The sequence below is a fragment of the Rhizobium sp. BK529 genome, from assembly GCF_014194105.1.
In the GTDB taxonomy this organism is placed as follows: domain Bacteria; phylum Pseudomonadota; class Alphaproteobacteria; order Rhizobiales; family Rhizobiaceae; genus Rhizobium.
Map to the genome: position 1 here is coordinate 1,866,099 of NZ_JACIAU010000001.1, position 22,215 is coordinate 1,888,313.

Below are 22,215 nucleotides of genomic sequence, written 5' to 3' on the forward strand. Positions count from 1 at the left end.
AACCGCAGAATGCGGCGGAGCGTTCCCTGCCCGGCCGACACGTTACGGGGCCATGGCGGGAACGGTGTGCGCTCTTCCAAAGAGCGCACACCCTATCAGTTGGTTATTCGGCAGCGTCCGGCAGCTGGCCCGCGGGCTGCACGTCCTCGACCTTGGAATTTTCGAGCTCGACCGAGAGACCCAGCGAGCGCATTTCCTTGACGAGAACGTTGAAGCTTTCCGGAATACCAGCCTCGAAGGTGTCGTCGCCACGGACGATCGCTTCGTAAACCTTGGTGCGGCCGGCCACGTCGTCCGACTTTACCGTCAGCATTTCCTGCAGCGTGTAAGCTGCGCCGTAGGCTTCAAGCGCCCAGACTTCCATTTCGCCGAAGCGCTGGCCGCCGAACTGTGCCTTGCCGCCCAGCGGCTGCTGGGTAACGAGCGAGTATGGGCCGATCGAACGAGCGTGGATCTTGTCGTCGACCAGGTGGTTCAGCTTGATCATATACATGTAGCCGACAGTAACCTTACGGTCGAAGGGCTCGCCGGTACGGCCGTCGTACAGAACCGACTGACCGGACTCGTGCAGACCTGCCTTCTTCAGCATCGAGGCAACGTCCGGCTCATGCGCACCGTCGAAGACCGGCGTTGCGATAGAGACGCCCTTGCGGGACTGTTCAGCCAGCTTGACGAGCGATGCATCATCGAAGTTGGCGACTTCGTCCTTGGCCTGGGAAGCATACACGTCCGTCAGCTCGCGCTTCAGGTCGGTGATGTCCATGGTCTTGCGATACTCTTCGAGCAGCTCGCCGATCTTCTTGCCCATGCCTGCGCAAGCCCATGCAAGATGGGTCTCGAGGATCTGGCCAACGTTCATGCGAGAAGGCACGCCGAGCGGGTTCAAGCAGATATCGACATGCGTGCCGTCTTCGAGGAACGGCATGTCTTCGACCGGAACGATGCGCGATACGACACCCTTATTACCGTGACGGCCTGCCATCTTGTCGCCAGGCTGGATCTTGCGCTTAACAGCGACGAAGACCTTGACCATCTTCATGACGCCCGGAGGCATTTCGTCGCCGCGCTGGACCTTTTCGACCTTGTCCATGAAGCGCTGTTCGAGGCGCGACTTGGATTCGTCGTACTGGCCGCGGAGTGCTTCGAGTTCGCTCTGGACCTTTTCGTCTTCGACGGCGAACATCCACCACTGCGAGCGGGGATATTCGGACACGACGGCGTTCGAGAGCTCGGTGCCCTTCTTGAAGCCCTTCGGGCCGGCAATGGAGGTCTGACCGCGCAGCATGTCGATCAGACGGCCGTAGACGTTACGGTCGAGGATCGCCTGTTCGTCGTCGCGGTCCTTTGCAAGACGCTCGATCTCTTCGCGCTCGATTGCCATCGCGCGCTCGTCCTTTTCAACACCGTGGCGGTTGAAGACGCGCACTTCGACGATCGTGCCGTACGTGCCGGGCGGCATGCGCATGGACGTGTCGCGTACGTCGGATGCCTTTTCACCGAAAATGGCGCGCAGGAGCTTTTCTTCCGGCGTCATCGGGCTTTCGCCCTTCGGCGTGATCTTGCCGACGAGGATATCGCCCGGCTGAACTTCGGCGCCGATATAGACAATACCGGCTTCGTCGAGATTCTTCAGCGCTTCTTCCGAAACGTTCGGAATGTCGCGCGTGATTTCTTCCGGACCAAGCTTGGTGTCGCGTGCCATCACTTCGAATTCTTCGATGTGGATGGAGGTGAACACGTCATCGGCAACGATCCGTTCCGACATCAGGATCGAGTCTTCGTAGTTGTAGCCGTTCCAAGGCATGAACGCGACGAGCGCGTTGCGGCCGAGAGCCAAGTCGCCCAGGTCCGTGGACGGACCGTCGGCGAGGATGTCGCCGCGGTTGACCACGTCACCGACGGTGACCAGCGGACGCTGGTTGACGCAGGTGTTCTGGTTCGAACGCTGGAACTTCTGCAGGCGGTAGATATCGACACCGGACTTGCCGGCTTCGAGGTCTTCCGTGGCGCGGATAACAATACGCGTCGCATCGACCTGGTCGACAACACCGCCGCGGCGTGCACCGATGGCAGCACCGGAGTCGCGGGCGACGACCGGTTCCATGCCGGTGCCGACGAACGGCGCTTCAGCGCGCAGCAGCGGAACGGCCTGACGCTGCATGTTCGAGCCCATGAGAGCGCGGTTGGCGTCGTCGTTTTCCAGGAACGGGATGAGGGCGGCAGCGACCGAAACGACCTGCTTCGGTGAGACGTCCATCAGGTTCATGCTGTCGCGCGGGGCGAGCATCACTTCGCCGGCGTGACGGCAGACGACAAATTCGTCGACGAAGGAGCCGTCCGAAGCCAATTCAGCGTTGGCCTGGGCAACGTAGTACTTCGCCTCTTCCATGGCGGAGAGGTAAAGCACGTCATTGGTCACTTTGCCATCGACGATGCGGCGGTACGGGCTTTCGATGAAGCCGTACTTGTTGACGCGTGCGAAGGTTGCCAGCGAGTTGATCAGGCCGATGTTCGGGCCTTCCGGCGTTTCAATCGGGCAAATACGGCCGTAGTGCGTCGGATGAACGTCGCGGACTTCGAAGCCGGCGCGCTCGCGGGTCAGACCACCCGGGCCAAGAGCCGAGAGACGGCGCTTGTGGGTGATTTCCGACAGCGGGTTCACCTGGTCCATGAACTGCGACAGCTGCGAGGAGCCAAAGAATTCGCGGACGGCCGCAGCAGCCGGCTTGGCGTTGATCAGGTCCTGCGGCATGACCGTGTCGATTTCGATCGAGGACATGCGTTCCTTGATCGCACGCTCCATGCGGAGCAGGCCGAGACGGTACTGGTTCTCCATCAGCTCGCCGACCGAGCGGACGCGGCGGTTGCCGAGGTTGTCGATGTCGTCGATCTCGCCCTTGCCGTCGCGCAGTTCGACGAGCATCTTGACCACGGCCAGGATGTCGTCCTTGCGCAGGATGCGAACGGTATCCTCGACGTTGAGGTCGAGGCGCATGTTCATCTTTACGCGGCCGACGGCGGAGAGGTCGTAACGCTCCGCATCGAAGAACAGCGAGTTGAACATGGCTTCGGCCGATTCCATGGTCGGCGGTTCACCCGGACGCATGACGCGGTAGATGTCGAACAGAGCGTCCTGGCGGTTCTCGTTCTTGTCTGCTGCGAGCGTATTGCGGATGTAGGCGCCGACATTGATGTGGTCGATGCCGAGAACCGGGATTTCGTCGAAGTGGTTGGCGAGGATGATAGCCAGCGTCTTCTCGTCGATTTCATCGCCGGCTTCGAGATAGATCTCACCCGTCTGGTAGTTGACGACGTCTTCGGCCAGGTAGTTGCCGTAGAGATCGTCGTCGGTCGCCTTGAGGGCCTTCAGACCCTTGTCGGAGAGCTGGCGGAGCAGACGCGGGGTCAGCTTCTTGCCGGCTTCGACAACGACCTCGCCGGTATCGGCGTCGACCATTTCGGTGATCGCCTTTGCACCCTTCAGCGTTTCCGGCTTGAAGGGAATGCGCCAGCCTTCGCCGTCGCGCTTGTAGAGCGACTTCGTGTAGAAGGTATCGAGGATTTCCTCGCCATCCATGCCGAGGGCCATCAGCAGCGACGTCACCGGAATCTTACGACGGCGGTCGATGCGGGCATAGACGATATCCTTGGCGTCGAATTCGATATCGAGCCAGGAACCGCGATACGGGATCACGCGGGCAGCAAACAGCAGCTTGCCGGAAGAATGACTCTTGCCCTTGTCATGATCGAAAAAGACGCCCGGCGAACGGTGCATCTGGGACACGATCACGCGCTCAGTGCCGTTCACGATGAACGTACCGTTGTTCGTCATAAGCGGCATGTCGCCCATGTAGACGGACTGTTCCTTGATGTCCTTGATCGACTTCGCGCCGGTATCCTCATCGATATCGAACACGATGAGACGGAGAGTAACCTTCAGCGGCGCGGCATAGGTCAGGTCGCGCTGACGGCATTCGTCGACGTCGAACTTCGGCGGTTCGAATTCATAGGACACGAACTCCAGCATGGAAGCGCCGGAGAAATCGGTGATCGGGAAAACGGACTTGAAAACAGCCTGAAGGCCCTCGTCGGGACGACCGCCCTTGGGCTCTTCAACCATTAGAAACTGATCGTAGGATGCCTTCTGAACCTCGATGAGGTTCGGCATTTCTGCGACTTCGGGGATTTTACCAAAAAACTTGCGTACGCGCCTGCGACCATTGAACGAAAGGGTCTGAGCCATCGTCGCTCCTTCAAAAATTGCATCCGGGCCTGCAACGGACGGGAACCGATGGCCAGTCGACCCCGTCAATCAATGAGTAGTTCAACCTCGTCCCACCTCCCGAGACGGCCAGGCCGGATTGCCTTGGCGCCTCGGTTCGAGACCATGCTCTTGAAGAACCCATTACCCAAAAGCCGTTTTCACGCGGCTTTTGGGTAATTCGTTCAGAAAAACGGCAAATGGGAGGCAGTAAATACCGCCTCCCAAGTGCAGTTCAAGATTACTTGACGTCGGCCTTTGCGCCAGCGTCTTCAAGCTTCTTCTTGATGTCAGCGGCTTCAGCCTTGGAAACGCCTTCCTTGACAGCCTTCGGAGCACCTTCGACGAGGTCCTTGGCTTCCTTGAGGCCGAGACCGGTGATGCCGCGGACTTCCTTGATGACGTTGATCTTGTTGGCGCCGGCATCCGTGAGGATGACGTCGAACTCGGTCTTTTCTTCTTCAGCCGGAGCAGCTGCACCGCCTGCACCACCGGCAACGGCAGCGACAGCTACCGGAGCAGCGGCGGAAACGCCCCACTTTTCTTCGAGCAGCTTGGAAAGCTCAGCAGCTTCCAGGACGGTCAGCGAGGAGAGGTCTTCAACGATCTTTGCGAGATCAGCCATTTTTCTAGTTCCTTTTGTTCGGTTCGAACTGTTGAGTATGTACAGCGAAAAACCGCCTTAAGCGGCTTCGTCCTTCTTGGCGTAGGCCGAGAACACGCGAGCAAGCTGGCTTGCCGGTGCTGCAACAACGCCTGCAATGCGGGTAGCCGGAGTCTGGATCATGCCCAGCAGCTTCGCACGCAGTTCGTCCAGCGAAGGCAGGGTCGCAAGCGACTTGACACCTTCGGCGTTCAGCGTTGTCGTGCCCATGGCGCCGCCGAGAACCACGATCTTGTCGTTGGTCTTGGCGAAATCCATGACGACCTTCGGAGCGGTGACCGGATCGGCGCTGTATGCAATGAGCGTCTGACCCTTGAAGAGATTGGACATCCCTTCCGCTTCCGTACCCTGAAGGGCAATTTTGGCCAGGCGGTTCTTCGCGACTTTGACGGTGCCGCCAGCAGCGCGCATCTTGGAACGAAAATCGTTCATCTGCGCGACTGTAGCACCAGCATAGTGGGCCACGACAACCGAGCCCGAAGCCTTGAAGACTTCGTTCAGTTCCGTGACGAATTCGCGTTTTTCCGCTCTTTCCACTGCCTATCTCCAGTTGGCGGGACCATTTGAACGGACCCGCCGGGTTGCCTTTTGCCTCCCGGGATCAGAAGCGATCCCAAGCGACGCTTGAGGATCCTGTCCCCTCGCGCTCCGCGCCACTTAAGGCAAGGAAGACACAAGGCATCCAAGGCTCGAACCGATTTCCTAGAAGCAGAACTTCATGCAATTCGGGTCTTACCCGTCTCATGCAGGCAAAAGTGATTAAGGGATAACCACCTGCAATCTCGGACAGGATTCCGGATTTCTCCGGAATATCCCGGCCCCTTACGAGGCCGGAATTCTTTACAATCGGACTGACGCCCGATGAAACTTAAGCAGCCGGCGCTGCGGTGACCGAGCCGACTTCGATCTTGACGCCCGGACCCATGGTCGAGGAGAGCGCTACGCGCTTGACGTAGTTGCCCTTGGCGCCAGCCGGCTTTGCCTTGATGACGGCGTCAGCGAAGGCGCGGATGTTTTCTTCCAGAGCCTTGGCATCGAAGGATGCCTTGCCGATGCCGGCGTGAACGATACCAGCCTTTTCGACGCGGAACTCGACGGCGCCGCCCTTGGAAGCCTTGACGGCACCAGCGACATCCATCGTAACCGTACCGACCTTCGGGTTCGGCATCATGCCGCGCGGGCCGAGAACCTTACCGAGGCGGCCGACGAGCGGCATCATGTCCGGGGTCGCGATGCAGCGATCGAAGTCGATCTTGCCGCCCTGGACGATTTCAACGAGATCTTCTGCGCCAACGACGTCTGCGCCGGCAGCCTTGGCTTCGTCAGCCTTGACGCCACGGGCGAAAACAGCGACGCGAACCGTACGGCCGGTGCCATTCGGCAGGTTGACGACGCCGCGGACCATCTGGTCTGCGTGACGCGGGTCAACACCGAGGTTCATCGAAATTTCTACGGTTTCGTCGAACTTCGCGACGGCACGTTCCTTGACCATGCCGATGGCGGTCGTCAGAGCGTAGAGCTTGGTCGGATCAACACCTTCGTTGATCTTCTGAGTGCGCTTGCCTGCCATGGTCTTAACCCACCACTTCCAGGCCCATGGCGCGGGCAGAGCCCTCGATCATCGCCATTGCACCTTCGATATCTGCTGCGTTCAGGTCCTTCATCTTGGCTTCGGCGATCGTCTTGATCTGAGCCTTGGTGAGGGAACCAGCCTTTGCGCCCTTGCCCGGCGTCTTGGAACCGGACTGGATCTTGGCTTCCTTCTTCAGGAAGTAGCTGACCGGCGGCTGCTTCATGACGAAGGTGAAGGACTTGTCCTGGTAATAGGTGATGACGACCGGGATCGGCATACCTTTTTCCATTTCCTGCGTAGCCGCGTTGAACGACTTGCAGAATTCCATGATGTTAATGCCACGCTGACCAAGTGCCGGGCCAATCGGCGGGGACGGGTTTGCCGATCCTGCCTTGACCTGCAGCTTGAGCTGGCCTGCAACTTTCTTAGCCATATCTCTCTGCCTTTCACTGACGGCCGGTCGCCCGGCCCTTGATGCCGGATCGCTCCGGCGGCTGCGGTTGCGTGGTTCGGATCCTTGAGGCCCGGCTAAGACCCCTCACCTTCCACGCGATGCGGCATTTGCCGCCCGGACATCAGCAAACACTTACCGATGCCCGATCTCGAAAAATCAAACCTTCTCGACCTGAGCGTATTCCAGTTCAACCGGGGTAGCGCGACCGAAGATCGACACTTCCACTTTCAGGCGGGAACGCTCTTCGTCCACATCCTGAACCGTGCCATTGAACGATGCGAACGGACCATCGGAAACGCGAACCTGCTCGCCGATTTCGAAGGTAACGGAAGCCTTCGGACGCTCGACACCTTCCTGAACCTGACCGAGGATGCGCTCGGCTTCAGAATCCGGAATCGGAACCGGCTTATTGTCAGAGCCAAGGAAGCCCGTGACCTTCGGCGTATTCTTGATCAGGTGATAGGCCTCATCCGTCAGGTTGGCGCGAACCATGACATAGCCCGGGAAGAACTTGCGCTCGGAATCGACCTTACGGCCACGGCGCACTTCCACCACCTTTTCGGTCGGCACGAGGATCTTTTCGAACAGATGCTCAAGCCCCTTCTGGCGAGCCTTGTTCTCGATGTCTTCAGCGACCTTCTTTTCAAAATTGGAATATGCGTGGACGATGTACCAACGTGCCGCCATTTTCATCTCCACCCGTATCAGTTGCCGGTATTGAGCACGTAGCTCAGCGCCCAGCCAATGAGCTGGTCGGCGGCAAAGAAAAACAGCGCAGCAAAAACAACCATAACAAGCACCATGACCGTCGAGATCATGGTCTCGCGGCGCGACGGCCAAGTAACTTTAGACGTCTCCGTGCGGACCTGCTGCAGAAACGCGAATGGATTGGATTTGGATGCCATCGACTGCCCACGCAATTACGGCGCGTAAAGCTGAAACTATCAGCCCCACGCACCGCGTGTCTGTTGAACCCTAAATAAACATCGATTTCCGAATACACAAGAGGGAAACCGCCGTTTAACGAAATTTGTTGCCATATACGCAATCCCCGCCGGAACGCTGCGTTCACGTCCGCGCTGTCCGTTCAAGGAAAATGGCAGGGGCAGAGGGGCTCGAACCCCCGACCTGCGGTTTTGGAGACCGCCGCTCTACCAACTGAGCTATACCCCTTTACGCTTTGCATTCAGCCGTTTGGCCTTGCGACCGTCAACCCCGTGTAAAGCATGGCGCTCCCTTTAAGACGGCGGCTCAGGATATGCAAGAGCGATTTTCGATTTTCAGAACCATTCTCCGCGAGCAATCGGAAGAAGCGGCTAACAATGGCGCATTTGGCGGTCTGACGCGAATTGAGCGCGTCAGGTCGCGACGCCTTTTCCAAGTGAAATCTCAAACTTTCACGTATTTGCGCCAGTCGTGCTCTTCCTTGAAGCCGAGCACTTCGCGAATCTTTCTATTAGACAGCAGGCCTTCATATTCGCCGATCTCGCGGGCGAAAGGCACGTTCGGGAAGAAGCGCTTGGCGAGTTCCTTCGATGGCGTGTTTGCAGAGACAGTGTCGTTGGCCGCGTTGAAAACCTGGAAACCCAACCCATCCTTCTGAATGCAGAGATGGACGATCTGGCCGAGATCGCGCGCATCGATATAGCTCCAGGCGATGCGCTTGCGCATTTCGGGATTGGCGAAATAGGTCGGGAACTTCTCGTACTCATGCGGCTCGATGACATTGCCGATGCGCAGAGCGTAGATATCAAAACCCGAACGTTCGGCAAAAGCGCGCGCCGTCTTCTCGTTCAAAACCTTGGAGAGACCGTAGGAATCCATCGGGTTGACATCATAATCTTCCTCGAGCGGGAACTGGTGGAAGTCCCGGTGACCTTCGGCAAAGCAGACACCGTAGGTAGTCTCGCTCGAGGCGACGATGATCTTCTTGATGCCGAGCTTCACCGCCGCCTCGATGACATTGTAAGTGCCCATCGTGTTGATGCGGAATGTCTCATTGTCGGGCCTGATGAGGATGCGCGGCACCGCAGCGAAATGCACGACGGCATCGAAGGGCTGCACGCCCTTCCCCGCATCCAGATCCGGAAAATCCCGATGCATGGAGAGCGCGTTGAACATCTGGCCGCTATCGGTGATGTCGGCGATGAGATTGGTGACGCCGGGGCTTTCCAGCGGCACGAGATCGACGTTGTGAACCTCGTAACCGGCATTGACGAGCCACGGCACGGCGTGGCGTCCGGCCTTGCCAGAACCGCCGGTGAATAGGATGCGCTTCTTCATGGAATATCCTCCGCGTCATGAAATCGGAGGCATAGATAAACTCTTCCGCGTGAAGAGCAAGCGAGCGTCTCGTCGGCAGGTTCAAACCTACCCCGGCCAGGCACTCCCACCGGAAGCACCTGTCCTGCCATTTCAATCATCGCCGGACGCCCCGGCGATTTGCTACGCAGTTACTTAATGACGCTTACTTCGTCTATCTGCGCGCCAGCTGCCTGAACTACTTCCTGTGGAATTGCAGCGATGAAAAACATCGTAAAAACATACATCGCGAAAATCGTCGCAACGAATGTGGCTTTGTGAATCATCCTACTCTCCTTTCTACAGGAAGGAGTCTGAACCAAAAATGCCGGATCACAAAACGCTTTCTGAACGTGAGATGAATAAATTGTCGCGTGAGCTAATTTTAACGATATTTTTACAACATCTCATGAACGGGCGGACAGTCATTAGAAACGAAAAAACCCCGCCGTTTCCAGCGAGGTTTTTCCTTAATCAGGGTTATCCCGAGATTACTCGACGATAGCAGCGACGATGCCTGCACCGACGGTGCGGCCGCCTTCGCGGATGGCGAAGCGAAGCTTTTCTTCCATCGCGATCGGAACGATCAGCTCGACGTCAACCGTGACGTTGTCGCCAGGCATGACCATTTCCGTGCCTTCCGGAAGCGTCACGATGCCGGTGACGTCCGTCGTGCGGAAGTAGAACTGCGGACGGTAGTTCGTGAAGAACGGCGTATGACGGCCGCCTTCTTCCTTCGTCAGGATATAGGCTTCGGCCTTGAACTTCTTGTGCGGCTTGACAGAGCCCGGCTTGCACAGAATCTGGCCACGCTCGACGCCGTCACGGTTCACACCGCGAACCAGAGCACCGATGTTGTCGCCAGCCTGGCCCTGGTCGAGCAGCTTGCGGAACATTTCAACGCCGGTCACCGTCGTCTTCGACGTCGGACGGATGCCGACGATCTCGACTTCTTCACCAACCTTGATGATGCCACGCTCGACACGGCCCGTCACAACCGTACCACGGCCGGAGATCGAGAACACGTCTTCGATCGGCATCAGGAACGGCTGGTCGATCGGACGCTCAGGCGTCGGGATGTAGGCGTCAACCTGAGCCATCAGCTCGCGGATCGCGTCTTCGCCGATCTTCTTGTCGCTGTCTTCAAGAGCTGCAAGGGCCGAACCCTTGACGACCGGGATGTCGTCGCCCGGGAAGTCGTAGGACGACAGGAGTTCGCGAACTTCCAGTTCGACGAGCTCGAGCAGTTCGGCGTCGTCAACCTGGTCGACCTTGTTGAGGAACACGACAATCGCCGGAACGCCAACCTGGCGGGCAAGCAGGATGTGCTCGCGCGTCTGCGGCATCGGGCCGTCAGCAGCCGAGCAAACCAGGATCGCGCCGTCCATCTGCGCCGCACCCGTGATCATGTTCTTCACATAGTCAGCGTGGCCGGGGCAGTCGACGTGCGCATAGTGACGGTTGGCCGTCTCATACTCGACGTGAGCCGTCGAAATGGTGATGCCGCGTGCCTTTTCTTCCGGCGCTGCGTCGATCTGGTCATACGCCTTGAATTCACCGAAGTACTTCGTGATCGCTGCCGTCAGAGACGTCTTGCCGTGGTCAACGTGGCCGATCGTGCCAATGTTGACGTGCGGCTTGTTGCGCTCAAACTTACTCTTTGCCATTTGAATGCTTCCTGTGGACGTAAATGGGTGACCCCGGCGAACCGGTTTAGTGCCGCCGTTTAAGGCTTTCGGCGAAATTGCGCAAGACTTAATTGCAGACGCCATTCTAGGCCTGTCAGCGCATATGGGCGATAATTCGCAACTCTCAAGGTGATTCGGCCGCGGCCTTCCCAAAACAACTGAAATCCCAAGGGAAATCGACAGAAGATCCGGGCTTGCATCTCATCCAAGCTCGAGCGGACGGTGCTCATTTTGGCTATCATCACGGGATGCCGGCAAAGCAAACCGTCCGGTTCGGGTGCGAACCGATACGATAAGTATTCGACGAGAGGGAAACAGATGGAGCGGGTAGCGGGAATCGAACCCGCGTATTCAGCTTGGAAGGCTGCTGCTCTACCATTGAGCTATACCCGCGGGATGGTCCGATCCAGTGACGAATGGTGGAGAGAGTTGGATTTGAACCAACGTAGGCTGAGCCAACGGATTTACAGTCCGTCCCCTTTAACCACTCGGGCATCTCTCCAGTCGTTTCGTCCGGATCGTGAGACCAAGTTCGTCAGACGTTGAAGCGTTGCCGCCCCGTCGTCTGCGCCGCGTATATGACCGGACGATTTCAGTCTGTCAACACGATGACAATGGAAAAGACAGGAAAAATTTCAACGCCTGTTGAAAGCCGGCATACGAAAGAGGGCCTATGCGGCAACAAGCGCCATCGTTATAAAGCCGCATGAGCAAAGATAACAAATCCGGCGGAAAGCCCGCCACCGACAAGTCCGCAAAGGACACGCATTACGCAACGCTCCGGCGCGCGCACCGCGACGCCAAGCGCGAGCGCGGTGAAATTCCGACCCCCGCACCACAGAAGCGCAAGCGCGGAGCGGACGACTGGAGGCCGCCGGCGCTCGCGCCCGATCAGGTTTTCCTTTACGGTCTTCATACCGTTCGCGCCGCGCTTGAAAACCCCGAGCGCAAGAACATCAAGCTGTCGGTGACACAAAACGCGCTTGCGCGACTGGAGATCAATCCGGACGCAATCGGCATTCCTGTCGAAGTGGTTTCGCCTCATGATATCGACAAGGTGCTCGACCCGGAGGCAATTCACCAGGGCGTGATGCTGGAAACGCGGCCGCTGCCCGTCCGGCGGCTGGAAGCGCTGAAGGACAGCCCGCTGCTTCTCGTGCTCGACCAGGTGACCGATCCGCACAATGTCGGCGCGATCATGCGCTCGGCAGTGGCGTTCAGTGCCGGCGCGGTTATCACCACCCAGAGACATAGTCCGACCGAATCCGGCGTGCTTGCAAAATCCGCATCCGGCGCCTTGGAACTCATACCTTATATACAGATCACCAATCTTTCCGATGCGCTCGGTGAGTTGCACAAGCTTGGCTTCTTTACCATCGGCCTCGATTCGGAAGGGCCGACGCCGCTTGAAGGCACTTTCTCGGGAGATCGGGTTGCCTTGGTGCTCGGTTCGGAAGGCAAGGGCCTGCGGCAGAAAACCCGCGAGACCGTCAATGCGCTCGCCCGTCTCGACATGCCTGGCGCCATCAAATCGCTGAACGTATCAAATGCCGCGGCGATAGCCCTCTATGCAGCACGCCTGCATCTGAAGGCATAGGTACAAGCGCCGGCTTTTCTCAGGCAGCGACCGCTAATATGTCGTGGAAACAGGCAAGGATTCCCGCGCTTGCGGTTGAACGCCTCTACTCATGGTCCATATTTGCCTTGGAAAAGCCGGCCGATCAATGCGCTCGGCGACACTTCTTTTCCAGGGGCGCAGGTAAGAAGGAAATCCGCATTATGGCACTTCGGCCGCTGATCTTCGGAGTTCTCTTCATCGCGGTCTTCGTCTTGATCATTCTGAGTATCATCTGGGTGGACAAATCGCACCCGATCCGGCAGCCGGACCCGCTGGCACCCACGGCGCCAGCAAATACCTCCCAGCCGGCCCAGTAGCCAACACGGAACCCTCAAAAGCCGTCCGACGTTTAATCCCCTCAAGACAAACAGGGATTTGAACGTTCATGCGTCTGATGATTGCCGTCGTTGCCGTCATGATAGTCTCGGTGCTCAGCATCGCGATCATGTCTCCGTCCGGTGCCGGACAGACCGGCAACGGCACCAAAATCGAATCGAGCGTGAACGAGGCCGCGCAGAAGTGAAACTTGATGTCAGATCGCTTTATCGAAAGAGGCGAAGGACGCGCAGGCTTTTGCCCCGATCGCTAGCTTGCCTTCCCAGTCACCGGAGTCCTGCTTGCCTACCTCTTTTACGATTCCGGCTCATTGGCTGACCACCAGTCAATAATATTTGCATACGGCAATTGGAGAACACGCGAAAATCCCGTCGCAAGACGTCAAGCTTGCGACGGGATTTGTTCGGATTCGAAAATGGCCAGTCTGCGTCAGCCCTCAGCCCCGATAGAGCCAATAGGGTCCACCCTGATGGCGCCGCCAATATTGACGTTCACGCCAGCGCTCTTCCTGCCACGGGCTCCAGCGGCGCTCATAGCCCCAGGCCGGGCGCCAGTAGCGACGTTCACGCCAATGGCGACGCTCGCCCCAGTCATAGCGATCATCCCAATCGCGATCATCACGATCGCGGCCTCCCCAATCCCGATCACCGCCGCGGGTCTGGATTACGTCGCCATGTAGCGAGATGGCTTGACGGTCGAGAGGGACAGCCGCAGCCGGGGCGACGGCGGAAAACAAAGTACCGGCCGAAAGGACGGCTGCTAGGAGAAAACTGGAGATCCTCATGGCTCACTTCCTCATTTCTGATGAAGTGAGAATGGCCGAGCGCGTCTGAATTGCCCCTGAATCGGCTCTTCAGTCTCTGTTCATATCATGAAGTTTGCCTGGAAAGATGGTGCCCCCGGCAGGGTTCGAACCCGCGACCCCCTGATTACAAATCAGGTGCTCTACCAACTGAGCTACAAGGGCAATGGCTGCGAAGTAGCAGATTCTGATCTTTTGTAAAGAAAATTTGGCTTATCCGGCGCCTCGATGAGGCTATCCACAGTCGGATATTAATTGGCGCTGCGGCCTGCTAAAACATGCCTCGCCCCACGCCGACCTGTTCCCGATCAAAATCGACGGCAGATTTATCCGCGCCTGGAGATCGTTCGAACTTCATCGCAACGCAAAACGTCTTGTCGTACAAGCCCTTTATCCTTTAGCTAGAGCAGCATAACAAAGGGCATTGCATGGGCCGTTCATTTCAGACGCTTTCTTTTATCGCCTCGCCGACCGCAGAAGCCCTCGCCGCGCGGGACGAACTGATTCGCCTCTATGGCGATGTCCCCGCCAATGAGGCCGATGTGATCGTCGCGCTCGGTGGAGACGGCTTCATGCTCCAGACGCTGCACAGCACGATGAACAGCGGTAAGCTCGTCTATGGCATGAATTGCGGCTCGGTCGGCTTTCTGATGAATGACTATAAGACGACAGATCTGCAGGACCGCATCTGTGCCGCTGTGGAAAATGCGTTTCATCCGCTGAAGATGACGACCACCAATGCCGACGGCAGCAAATCATCTGCGCTTGCGATCAACGAGGTCTATCTTTTCCGCCAGTCGTATCAGGCGGCGAAGCTCCGCGTGGAAATCGATGGACATGTGCGGCTGGAGGAGCTCATCTGCGACGGCCTGATGGTGGCAACCCCGGCCGGCTCCACCGCCTATAATCTTTCGGCCCATGGCCCGATTCTGCCGCTGGAGGCTCCCCTGCTTGCTATGACGCCGGTCAGCGCCTTCCGTCCGCGACGCTGGCGCGGAGCGTTGCTTCCCAACCGGGTGACTGTCGATATTGGCATATTGGAAGCCGACAAGCGGCCGGTAAATGCCGTGGCTGATAATACGGAGGTCAAATCCGTACTGCATGTGCGCATCGCCCAGTCCGAAGACATGACGGCGCGCATCCTTTCCGACCCCGACCGCTCCTGGTCGGACCGGATTCTGGCAGAACAATTCGAGGACTGAGACGATGGCGATGCGGCGAGCATTCATGGCGACGCTCATTCTGGCTGGTAGTATGACGGGAACGGCCGCAACTGCCGGGGCGCAGCCCGTTCACGACGACATCCTGCCGGCATCGATCATCTTTGCGACCAGCACCGGCTATTGGGAAGATGACGGGAACTCTCTGCCGGTGGAGCGCGCGCCGACAACCACGCAGAGCGTCAGCACCGAAGATGCCAAGCCGCAGCAGCGGCACGGCTACTACAAGCTCTTCGCCGTGCGCCAGCCTGACAAAACCTCCAAGGTCTATCTGCAACAGACCGAACTGAGTGAGGCCGGGCCTACTATCATCTCGACGGTCGAACTGCAGGAAATCAATGATCTCAAGCCCTACGTCACGGACATCCGGCCCGAGAATTCGAGCGGCATGATTAAGGAGCCGGGCCTTTTCGCCACAGTTTTCCTCAAGACTGATCCTGCAGCTGAATCCGACGGCTGGACGGTGCTGATCGATGAGTTCGGCGATATTACCGTGGAGAAAGCGACCAACTGAGCGTCGCGGGACGATCATCAAGGCCAGGCCATGAAACTCGGCTTTCGCGAAGGTGTTCTCCATGACGAGACACGCCCGGATTGGGAGGGGACCGGCCCGAGACCTGTCCGCTGGTCTCTCTGGTACCCGGCAGCCGAAGAGGCGGTTGAAACCGAGATTCCGGGACGAAGCTGGTTCCGGAGGGTTGCGGTCGCCCGTGATGCGCCCATTCGGCCGGCGGCAAAACCCTATCCGCTGGTCCTGCTGTCGCATGGGACCGGCGGCTCAGCCGCCGGGCTGGAGTGGCTTGCTCGCCGCCTGGTCAGGCAGGAGTTTATCGCGCTCGGCGTCAACCATCACGGCAATACCGGCGGCGAGCCTTATCGCGCCGAGGGTTTTGCCTGCCTCTGGGAGCGTGCGCCCGACTTGAGCCTCATGCTCAATCGCCAAAAAGACTGGCAGGATGATCTCGCCGGGCATTTCGACACCGACAGCGTGTTCGCCGCCGGATTTTCAGCTGGCGCCTATACGGTGATGCTGCTCCTCGGCGCTGTCGCGCAGTTCTCGCAATTCGAACAATCGAGGCTGAAGCCGGGAGGGCCGCGCGGTCCGATGGAGTTTCCCGACCTCGCGGATCATATTCCGTCGCTGCTTCGCACGAGCACGGTATTTCGCCAATCTTGGTCACGCATGTCGCAATCCTATCGCGACGACAGGATCAGGGGTGCGTTAGTCTGCGCGCCGGGTCGCTCCGTCCGCGGCTTCAGCGAGGAGAGCCTGAAAGCCATCCGTAGACCTCAGCTTATTCTGGTGGGCGATGCCGACAATACGGCCCCAGTGGAAGAATGTTCGTCGTGGCTGCATGCGCGCCTTCACCGAAGCGCCTTGAAAATCCTGCCGGGTGGCCTTGGACATTATGTCTTCCTGCCGGAAGGCACGGCATTGGGACTTTCCTTTGCGGAGCACTTGTTTACTGATCCGGCCGGGATAGAACGCGCCGATGTCCACGAGAAGATCGCCAATTTGGCGGGGGCGTTCTTTCACGACATCGATATTTCCGCAGACGCCTGAAAAAAGAAGAGCCCCGTCTCCGGGGCTCGCTGTGTCAGGCTGTCTCTGCTGCTCAGTCGATGTCATCCACGACGGCATCGGCTGCGCCGCTGATGCGGTGAGCGAGTGCTGCTTCCATAAATTCGTTCAGGTCGCCGTCGAGCACGTCGTCGGGAGCCGTGCTCGCAACGCCGGTGCGCAGGTCCTTGACGAGCTGATAGGGCTGCAGGACGTAGGAACGGATCTGATGACCCCAGCCGATGTCCGTCTTCGAGGCGGCTTCGGCATTGGCGGCCTCTTCGCGCTTCTTCAGCTCGGCTTCATACATACGCGCACGCAGCATTTCCCACGCCTTGGCGCGGTTCTTGTGCTGCGAACGCTCCTGCTGACAGGCTACGACGATACCGGTCGGAATATGCGTGATACGCACCGCCGAGTCCGTCGTGTTGACGTGCTGACCGCCGGCGCCTGACGAACGGTAGGTATCGATACGGCAATCGCTTTCGTTAATCTCGATATTGATCGAGTCGTCGACGACCGGATAGACCCAAATCGACGAGAAGGACGTATGGCGGCGCGCGTTGCTGTCGTAAGGCGAGATACGCACGAGGCGGTGTACGCCCGATTCCGTCTTCAGCCAACCATAGGCATTGTGACCCTTGATCAGCAGGGTCGCGGACTTGATGCCGGCTTCTTCGCCGTCATGCACTTCCATCAGTTCAACCTTGAAGCGCTGCCGCTCGGCCCAGCGGGTGTACATGCGCAGCAGCATGTTCGCCCAGTCCTGACTTTCCGTGCCACCCGCGCCGGAGTGAACTTCCAGATAGGTGTCGTTGCCATCGGCCTCGCCTGACAGCATCGCTTCGACCTGTCGGCGAGCAGCCTCGGCCTGCAGGCTTTTCAGTGTGTCCTCGGCTTCCTTGACGACGCTCTCATCGCCTTCCTCTTCCCCGAGTTCGATGAGCTCGATGTTGTCGGAGAGCTGCCGTTCCAACGTCCTGACGCCATTGATGCCGTCATCGAGCTGCTGGCGCTCGCGCATCAGCTTTTGAGCTTCCTGCGCATCGTTCCAGAGGTTGGGGTCCTCTGCCTTGTTGTTCAACCAGTCCAGTCGTCTTACCGCCTGGTCCCAGTCAAAGATGCCTCCTCAGCAGGGTGATAGCCTGCTTGGTTTCATCGACTACGTTCTGGATTTCCGCTCGCATTTTCCTGCTTCTTTGCCTCGGTATTCTGTCAGGCTGGTGACATAGAGACGCCAGCCACGGATGTAAAGAGCCGTGGCTGGCGCAATGGAGATCGGTCGTGATCAGAAAAGGCCGGGCGTGTTGGTCTGAACCGCCTGGTTTGCCTGCGGCGACGTGCGCAGGATTTCCTCCGGCGCCATCGTGCCATCCATTCCGATGACCGAGAGGCTGGTGGCGGGGCCGGTGCCGGGCTTGAAGGCTTCGATGATGGTGCCCGGTTCGCCGTCGACCGCGGCCATGCCGGTCTTGCGGTTGATCGCAACCATGTTCATGCCGGCCGGGACGACGAATTTCGATTCCGGCATGTCCTTGACGGCAGCCTGCATGAATTCGTTGAAGATCGGCGCCGAGAGGACGCCGCCGGTGCCGCCGCGACCGAGCGGAGCTGGCGTATCGAACCCCATGTAGAGGCCTGCGACCAAATCGGGCGTGAAGCCGACGAACCAGGCATCCTTCTCATCGTTGGTCGTGCCGGTCTTGCCGGCAACGTCACGGCCGTCGAGATTGACCTTGCCGGCAGCCGTACCGCGCTGGATGACGCCCTGCATCATCGAGGTGATCTGGTAAGAGGTCATCGGATCGAGAACCTGCTCACGGTTATCGACGATATTGGGTTCTTCCTGGCTCTGCCAGTCACCGGCATTGCAGCCTTCGCAAAGACGTTCTTCATGCCTGAAGATCGTCTTGCCGTAGCGGTCCTGAATGCGGTCGATCAGGGTCGGCTTGATCTGTTTGCCGCCATTGGCGATGACCGAGTAAGCCGAGACCATGCGCAGCACCGTCGTCTCGCCCGAGCCGAGCGACATGGCAAGCAGCGGCGGCATTTTATCGTAGATGCCGAAGCGTTCGGCATATTCGGCAACGATATTCATGCCGAGATCGTTGGCGAGGCGCACCGTCATCAGGTTGCGCGAATTTTCGATGCCCGAACGCAGTGTCGAGGGGCCGGCGACTTCGCCACCGTAGTTTTCCGGCTTCCAGACCTGGCCGCCCGAAACGATCTCGATCGGCGCGTCCATGATGACCGAGGCCGGCGTGTAGCCGTTGTCCATGGCGGCAGCGTAGACGAAGGGCTTGAAGGAGGAGCCCGGCTGACGCATGGCCTGCGTGGCACGGTTGAATTCCGACTGGGCGTAGGAGAAGCCGCCGACCATGGCAAGAACGCGGCCGGTCTTCGGGTCCATGGCGACGAGGCCGCCCTGCACCTTCGGCGGCTGGCGCAAACGATAGGAGCTCGAACCGTCACCACCGATCCGCTCGACATACACGACATCGCCTGCCGAGACGACGCCGACCGGCGATTTCGTCGTCTTGCGGTCGCCTGTGGCGGAGCGGAATGCCCATTGCATGTCCTTGGCGGCAATCGAGCCCCGCTCACGTACGTTCGAAACTTTGCCGCCGCCATCCTTTGGCGGCTGGAGGCCGATATCGACGCTATCGCTGGAGACGGCGAGTACGACCGCCAAGCGCCATTCAGGCACGTCGGAAAGGGCCGGGATGTCAGCGAGCGCCGGTCCCCAGTCACCCGACATGGCGATCTGCTTGATCGGGCCGTGGAAACCGCGACGCTCGTCATAATTGATCAGACCGTCCTGCAGCGCCTTTCGGGCCGCAAGCTGCATCTGCGGATCGAGCGAAGTTCGCACCGAAAGACCGCCCTCATAGAGCGCCTTCTCGCCATATTGGTCGATGAGCTGGCGACGGACGGCTTCGGCGAAGTAATCGGAGGCAAAAAGGGATGGGCCGCTGTTGCGGGCGGTGACGCCGAGCGGCTGCTTCTTGGCGTCCTCGCCGTCGCTCTGGCTGACATAGCCATTTTCGACCATGCGATCGATGACCCAGTTGCGGCGCGTGATGGCGGCATCGGGATGACGGAAGGGATGGTAATTCGCCGGCCCCTTCGGCAGCGAGGCGAGATAGGCTGCCTCGGCAATGCTCAGCTCGCTGACGGACTTATTGAAATAGGTGAGCGAAGCGCTGGCAACGCCGTAGGAATTCAGGCCAAAGAAAATCTCGTTTAGATAAAGCTCGAGAATCTTGTCCTTGCTGTATGCCTGTTCGATGCGGAAGGACAGGATCGCTTCCTTGGCCTTGCGCTCCATGGTCTGTTCGCTGGACAGAAGGAAGTTCTTGGCCACCTGCTGGGTGATGGTCGAGCCGCCTTGCGTCGGACCGCCGGTCAAATAGGCAACCACGGCGCGCATAAATCCGGTGATATCGATACCCGGATGCTGGTAGAAATTCTTGTCTTCGGCAGAAAGAAAGGCCGCCTTCACGCGGTCGGGCACGGCCTGGATTGGCAGGAACAGGCGCCGCTGCTTGGCATATTCGGCCATCAGCGCGCCGTTGCCGGCATGGACACGCGTGGTGACCGGCGGCTCGTAGCTGCTCAATACAGCATAATCCGGAAGATCCTTCGTGACGCCGGCAAGGTAAACGCCGACGACAGCCGCAGCGGCCAGGAAACCGACACACGCTATTCCGAAGAAATATCCAAGAAGTCTAACCATATTTTTTCAGCTACCGGTATTTCTAATCATTAGATCGGCGCAGCCGCACAATCGCACAGATCATATCTCTTTGCACGCTGCGCGGCTTACTCCATGCGCGTTGGCGCCACAAGCCGATTTCGTCTTGCTTGTGCGAAACATATAGACCGGAGTAACGGCGCGAATGTGAGCAAAATAGGGCTCGATCCGCCACTTTCCCCTTCCCTACCGGCGCGAGGTTCGGTTTCGGCCCGGGTGTCACTTCCGGGCCACGCCTGATCTAGCCGCCGTTAGCCATAAGGCCCGCGCGATAACGCTTCACTGCATCCGTCAACAGATCGGCCATCTTTCTGCGCCAGTTGTCGTCAAGCAGGAGCTTCTCGTCATCGACATTGGAGAGGAAGCCGAGTTCGAGCAGGATGGAAGGAACGTCCGGCGCCTGCAGCACACGAAAACCGGCATGACGATGTGGATTGTTGATCGTGCCCACCTGATCCTTGAAGGAAGCGAGTACATTTTCGGCGAGCGAGATCGAGAAGGCCTGCGTCTCCCGTCGCGTCAGGTCGAGAAGGATATCGGCGACTTCCGGCGGCTCGGCGACCGTTTCCTTGCCGGCGATCTGATCGGACAGGTTTTCACGTTCGGCAAGATCGGCGGCGAGCTTGTCCGAGGCCTTGTCGGAAATCGTGTAGACGGTCGAGCCGCGAATGTCCTTCTGTTTCAACGTATCGGCATGAAGGGAAATAAAGAGACCGGCGTGGTTTTGACGGGCGATCAGCACACGCTGCGAGAGCGAGAGGAACTCGTCGTCATCGCGCGTGAGGAAGGCCTTGATGCCCGGCTCCCTGTTCAAGCGATCGGCCAGGGCCTTGGCGAAAGCAAGCGTTACCTGCTTTTCTGCGGTCTTCGTATCGACGCCGATGGCGCCCGTGTCGATACCGCCGTGGCCGGCATCCACAGCAATGACGAAATCTCCAGGCGCGCTGTTTTCCGGCTGTGGAATGGCGCTCGTCGTCTGCGCCGCATCAGCCTCGTCGGTCCAGGACTGGGTTTTCACCAGTTCGGCGAACTTCTGTTTGTCGATCATCTCGGCATCGAGCACCAGCCGGTGGCTGTTGCCGTTCTCATCCGTCTGCACCTCGGCCATCGCGAGTTGAACCGGGCGCGCTGCCGTCAACACGATGCGCGCGCTTCCTTCTTCCATGGCGCCATAACGAATATCCTTGAACAGGCCGCGTGCTGCGAGGTCCTTGGCCGGAAAGCCGAAAGCTGTTGCCGGCAGGTCGACGACGATGCGCTCGGGATTGGCGATATAGTGGACGGAGAAACGCGGCTCACGGTCGAAATCAATGACGATACGGGTTCTGGCATCGTCGCCAACGATGCGCGCCCCGTAAGCCAGCAGGGGATCCTTTATATCGGCGGCACTGCCCGGAACTGCGCAAAGCGCCGCCAAAGCGAAAAGACACGCCGCAAAACTCAGTTTTCGCCCTGCGGACAATTCCGCCGCGATCCGCAACCTCTTAAACAATAGCCCGCCACACCCTATATATTTCCGCGATGGACTCGACATCGTCCCCGCCGACACCCGCTGAAGTCGAGCACGCATGCGCCGAGGCGCGAATCAGGGTCGCTTGTCCCCGAGCGTTTATGCGATGCGAAATCCATCAATATTATGGCACATTTGGCTTTTCCCTTGCTATTGTGACAGAGAAAACATACAACGAATTTTAGGGTAGAAGTGTTGACGGGATAGAGTCGCCGCGAGGCAGCCAGCCGCCCCCGGACCTGGCGCCACAACCGGTAATCGTCCGCCGTCTAATGCATTTCCGCCCGAGAACTGGATCCTGATTTTCCGGCTTCATGCTGGGATTTCATCGGTGGATCAGCCACCACGCTCTCAGGGAGCAAACTCATCGGACCCGAACTGGGTCTTCGTCATTGTCGATCACGCTTGGTTGTTGATGGTTTCGCAGCAGGTTTTATCTGAAGTGTACAGGCCCCGGAACGAAACGGTTCCGG

20 protein-coding genes and 4 tRNA genes are annotated in these 22,215 nt (G+C 58.8%); 6 read left to right on the forward strand and 18 right to left on the reverse strand.

Going from position 1 to position 22,215, the window contains the following annotated elements:
- Positions 1-103: 103 nt before the first annotated feature.
- From rpoB to FHX08_RS09520, 13 genes are all read right to left on the reverse strand, one after another.
- Positions 104-4,243, reverse strand: a complete 4,140-nt coding sequence (rpoB, locus tag FHX08_RS09465; RefSeq protein ID WP_184327092.1) for a DNA-directed RNA polymerase subunit beta — start codon at positions 4,241-4,243, stop codon at positions 104-106.
- A 259-nt stretch (positions 4,244-4,502) separates the two neighbouring features.
- Positions 4,503-4,886 (reverse strand): 50S ribosomal protein L7/L12, encoded by a 384-nt coding sequence (gene rplL / locus FHX08_RS09470; RefSeq protein ID WP_112571942.1) that lies wholly within the window; start codon positions 4,884-4,886, stop codon positions 4,503-4,505.
- Between the two features lie 57 nt (positions 4,887-4,943).
- The gene (rplJ, locus tag FHX08_RS09475; RefSeq protein WP_132651230.1) at positions 4,944-5,462 is read right to left on the reverse strand and encodes a 50S ribosomal protein L10; all 519 of its coding nucleotides are present in this window, start codon (positions 5,460-5,462) and stop codon (positions 4,944-4,946) included.
- Positions 5,463-5,793: 331 nt separating this feature from the next.
- Positions 5,794-6,495, reverse strand: coding sequence for a 50S ribosomal protein L1 (rplA, locus tag FHX08_RS09480; RefSeq protein ID WP_132651229.1), 702 nt, complete (start codon positions 6,493-6,495; stop codon positions 5,794-5,796).
- Positions 6,496-6,499: 4 nt separating this feature from the next.
- Positions 6,500-6,931 carry a 50S ribosomal protein L11 gene (rplK, locus tag FHX08_RS09485; RefSeq protein WP_037110089.1) on the reverse strand — a complete coding sequence of 144 codons (432 nt, stop codon included), beginning with the start codon at positions 6,929-6,931 and terminating at the stop codon, positions 6,500-6,502.
- A gap of 177 nt (positions 6,932-7,108) precedes the next feature.
- Positions 7,109-7,639 carry a transcription termination/antitermination protein NusG gene (gene nusG, locus FHX08_RS09490; RefSeq protein ID WP_007817111.1) on the reverse strand — a complete coding sequence of 177 codons (531 nt, stop codon included), beginning with the start codon at positions 7,637-7,639 and terminating at the stop codon, positions 7,109-7,111.
- A 17-nt stretch (positions 7,640-7,656) separates the two neighbouring features.
- Positions 7,657-7,857 carry a preprotein translocase subunit SecE gene (gene secE / locus FHX08_RS09495; RefSeq protein ID WP_112571949.1) on the reverse strand — a complete coding sequence of 67 codons (201 nt, stop codon included), beginning with the start codon at positions 7,855-7,857 and terminating at the stop codon, positions 7,657-7,659.
- Positions 7,858-8,049: 192 nt separating this feature from the next.
- Positions 8,050-8,125 (reverse strand) — tRNA-Trp (locus tag FHX08_RS09500).
- Between the two features lie 216 nt (positions 8,126-8,341).
- Entirely contained in the window at positions 8,342-9,235 is an 894-nt protein-coding gene (locus tag FHX08_RS09505) for an NAD(P)-dependent oxidoreductase (RefSeq protein ID WP_132651228.1), read from the reverse strand.
- A gap of 170 nt (positions 9,236-9,405) precedes the next feature.
- Positions 9,406-9,540: a hypothetical protein gene (locus FHX08_RS31860; RefSeq protein ID WP_281026248.1), complete on the reverse strand. Its 135-nt coding sequence runs from the start codon at positions 9,538-9,540 to the stop codon at positions 9,406-9,408.
- Positions 9,541-9,744: 204 nt separating this feature from the next.
- A complete protein-coding gene (gene tuf / locus FHX08_RS09510) occupies positions 9,745-10,920 on the reverse strand; it encodes an elongation factor Tu (protein WP_112706399.1) in 1,176 nt (391 codons plus the stop codon).
- Between the two features lie 340 nt (positions 10,921-11,260).
- Positions 11,261-11,334, reverse strand: a tRNA-Gly gene (locus FHX08_RS09515).
- A gap of 24 nt (positions 11,335-11,358) precedes the next feature.
- Positions 11,359-11,443 (reverse strand) — tRNA-Tyr (locus tag FHX08_RS09520).
- 204 nt (positions 11,444-11,647) lie between these two features.
- Between FHX08_RS09520 and rlmB the strand changes: the two genes are divergently transcribed.
- From rlmB to FHX08_RS09535, 3 genes are all read left to right on the forward strand, one after another.
- Complete coding sequence (rlmB, locus tag FHX08_RS09525; RefSeq protein WP_132651227.1) at positions 11,648-12,538, forward strand: 23S rRNA (guanosine(2251)-2'-O)-methyltransferase RlmB; 891 nt, start codon at positions 11,648-11,650, stop codon at positions 12,536-12,538.
- A 182-nt stretch (positions 12,539-12,720) separates the two neighbouring features.
- Complete coding sequence (locus FHX08_RS09530) at positions 12,721-12,876, forward strand: hypothetical protein (RefSeq protein ID WP_165911822.1); 156 nt, start codon at positions 12,721-12,723, stop codon at positions 12,874-12,876.
- 68 nt (positions 12,877-12,944) lie between these two features.
- Positions 12,945-13,082, forward strand: a complete 138-nt coding sequence (locus tag FHX08_RS09535) for a hypothetical protein (protein ID WP_165911821.1) — start codon at positions 12,945-12,947, stop codon at positions 13,080-13,082.
- A gap of 249 nt (positions 13,083-13,331) precedes the next feature.
- Here the strand turns inward: FHX08_RS09535 and FHX08_RS09540 are convergent, their stop codons facing one another.
- Both FHX08_RS09540 and FHX08_RS09545 read right to left on the reverse strand, forming a co-directional pair.
- Positions 13,332-13,679 (reverse strand): hypothetical protein, encoded by a 348-nt coding sequence (locus FHX08_RS09540; protein WP_132651226.1) that lies wholly within the window; start codon positions 13,677-13,679, stop codon positions 13,332-13,334.
- 107 nt (positions 13,680-13,786) lie between these two features.
- Positions 13,787-13,862 (reverse strand) — tRNA-Thr (locus FHX08_RS09545).
- Positions 13,863-14,125: 263 nt separating this feature from the next.
- Between FHX08_RS09545 and FHX08_RS09550 the strand changes: the two genes are divergently transcribed.
- From FHX08_RS09550 to FHX08_RS09560, 3 genes are read left to right on the forward strand one after another with little or no spacing between them, the layout of a single operon-like run.
- Entirely contained in the window at positions 14,126-14,899 is a 774-nt protein-coding gene (locus FHX08_RS09550) for an NAD kinase (RefSeq protein ID WP_132651225.1), read from the forward strand.
- A gap of 4 nt (positions 14,900-14,903) precedes the next feature.
- Positions 14,904-15,431 (forward strand): hypothetical protein, encoded by a 528-nt coding sequence (locus tag FHX08_RS09555; protein ID WP_132651224.1) that lies wholly within the window; start codon positions 14,904-14,906, stop codon positions 15,429-15,431.
- A 30-nt stretch (positions 15,432-15,461) separates the two neighbouring features.
- Positions 15,462-16,481, forward strand: coding sequence for an alpha/beta hydrolase family protein (locus FHX08_RS09560; RefSeq protein WP_132651223.1), 1,020 nt, complete (start codon positions 15,462-15,464; stop codon positions 16,479-16,481).
- A 52-nt stretch (positions 16,482-16,533) separates the two neighbouring features.
- On the opposite strand, the gene prfB is transcribed toward FHX08_RS09560, so the two are convergent.
- The 3 genes from prfB to FHX08_RS09575 all read right to left on the reverse strand — a co-directional run bounded on the left by prfB (position 16,534) and on the right by FHX08_RS09575 (position 21,766).
- Positions 16,534-17,665 (reverse strand): peptide chain release factor 2 gene (gene prfB / locus FHX08_RS09565; RefSeq protein ID WP_165911820.1). Its coding sequence is split into 2 segments (ribosomal slippage): positions 16,534-17,595 and positions 17,597-17,665, totalling 1,131 coding nucleotides; the frame shifts between segments, so codons are not numbered across the junction.
- Between the two features lie 101 nt (positions 17,666-17,766).
- A complete protein-coding gene (locus FHX08_RS09570; protein WP_132651221.1) occupies positions 17,767-20,214 on the reverse strand; it encodes a penicillin-binding protein 1A in 2,448 nt (815 codons plus the stop codon).
- 259 nt (positions 20,215-20,473) lie between these two features.
- On the reverse strand, positions 20,474-21,766 hold the full coding sequence (locus tag FHX08_RS09575; RefSeq protein WP_409527392.1) for an N-acetylmuramoyl-L-alanine amidase: 1,293 nt from the start codon (positions 21,764-21,766) through the stop codon (positions 20,474-20,476).
- Positions 21,767-22,215: the final 449 nt, after the last annotated feature.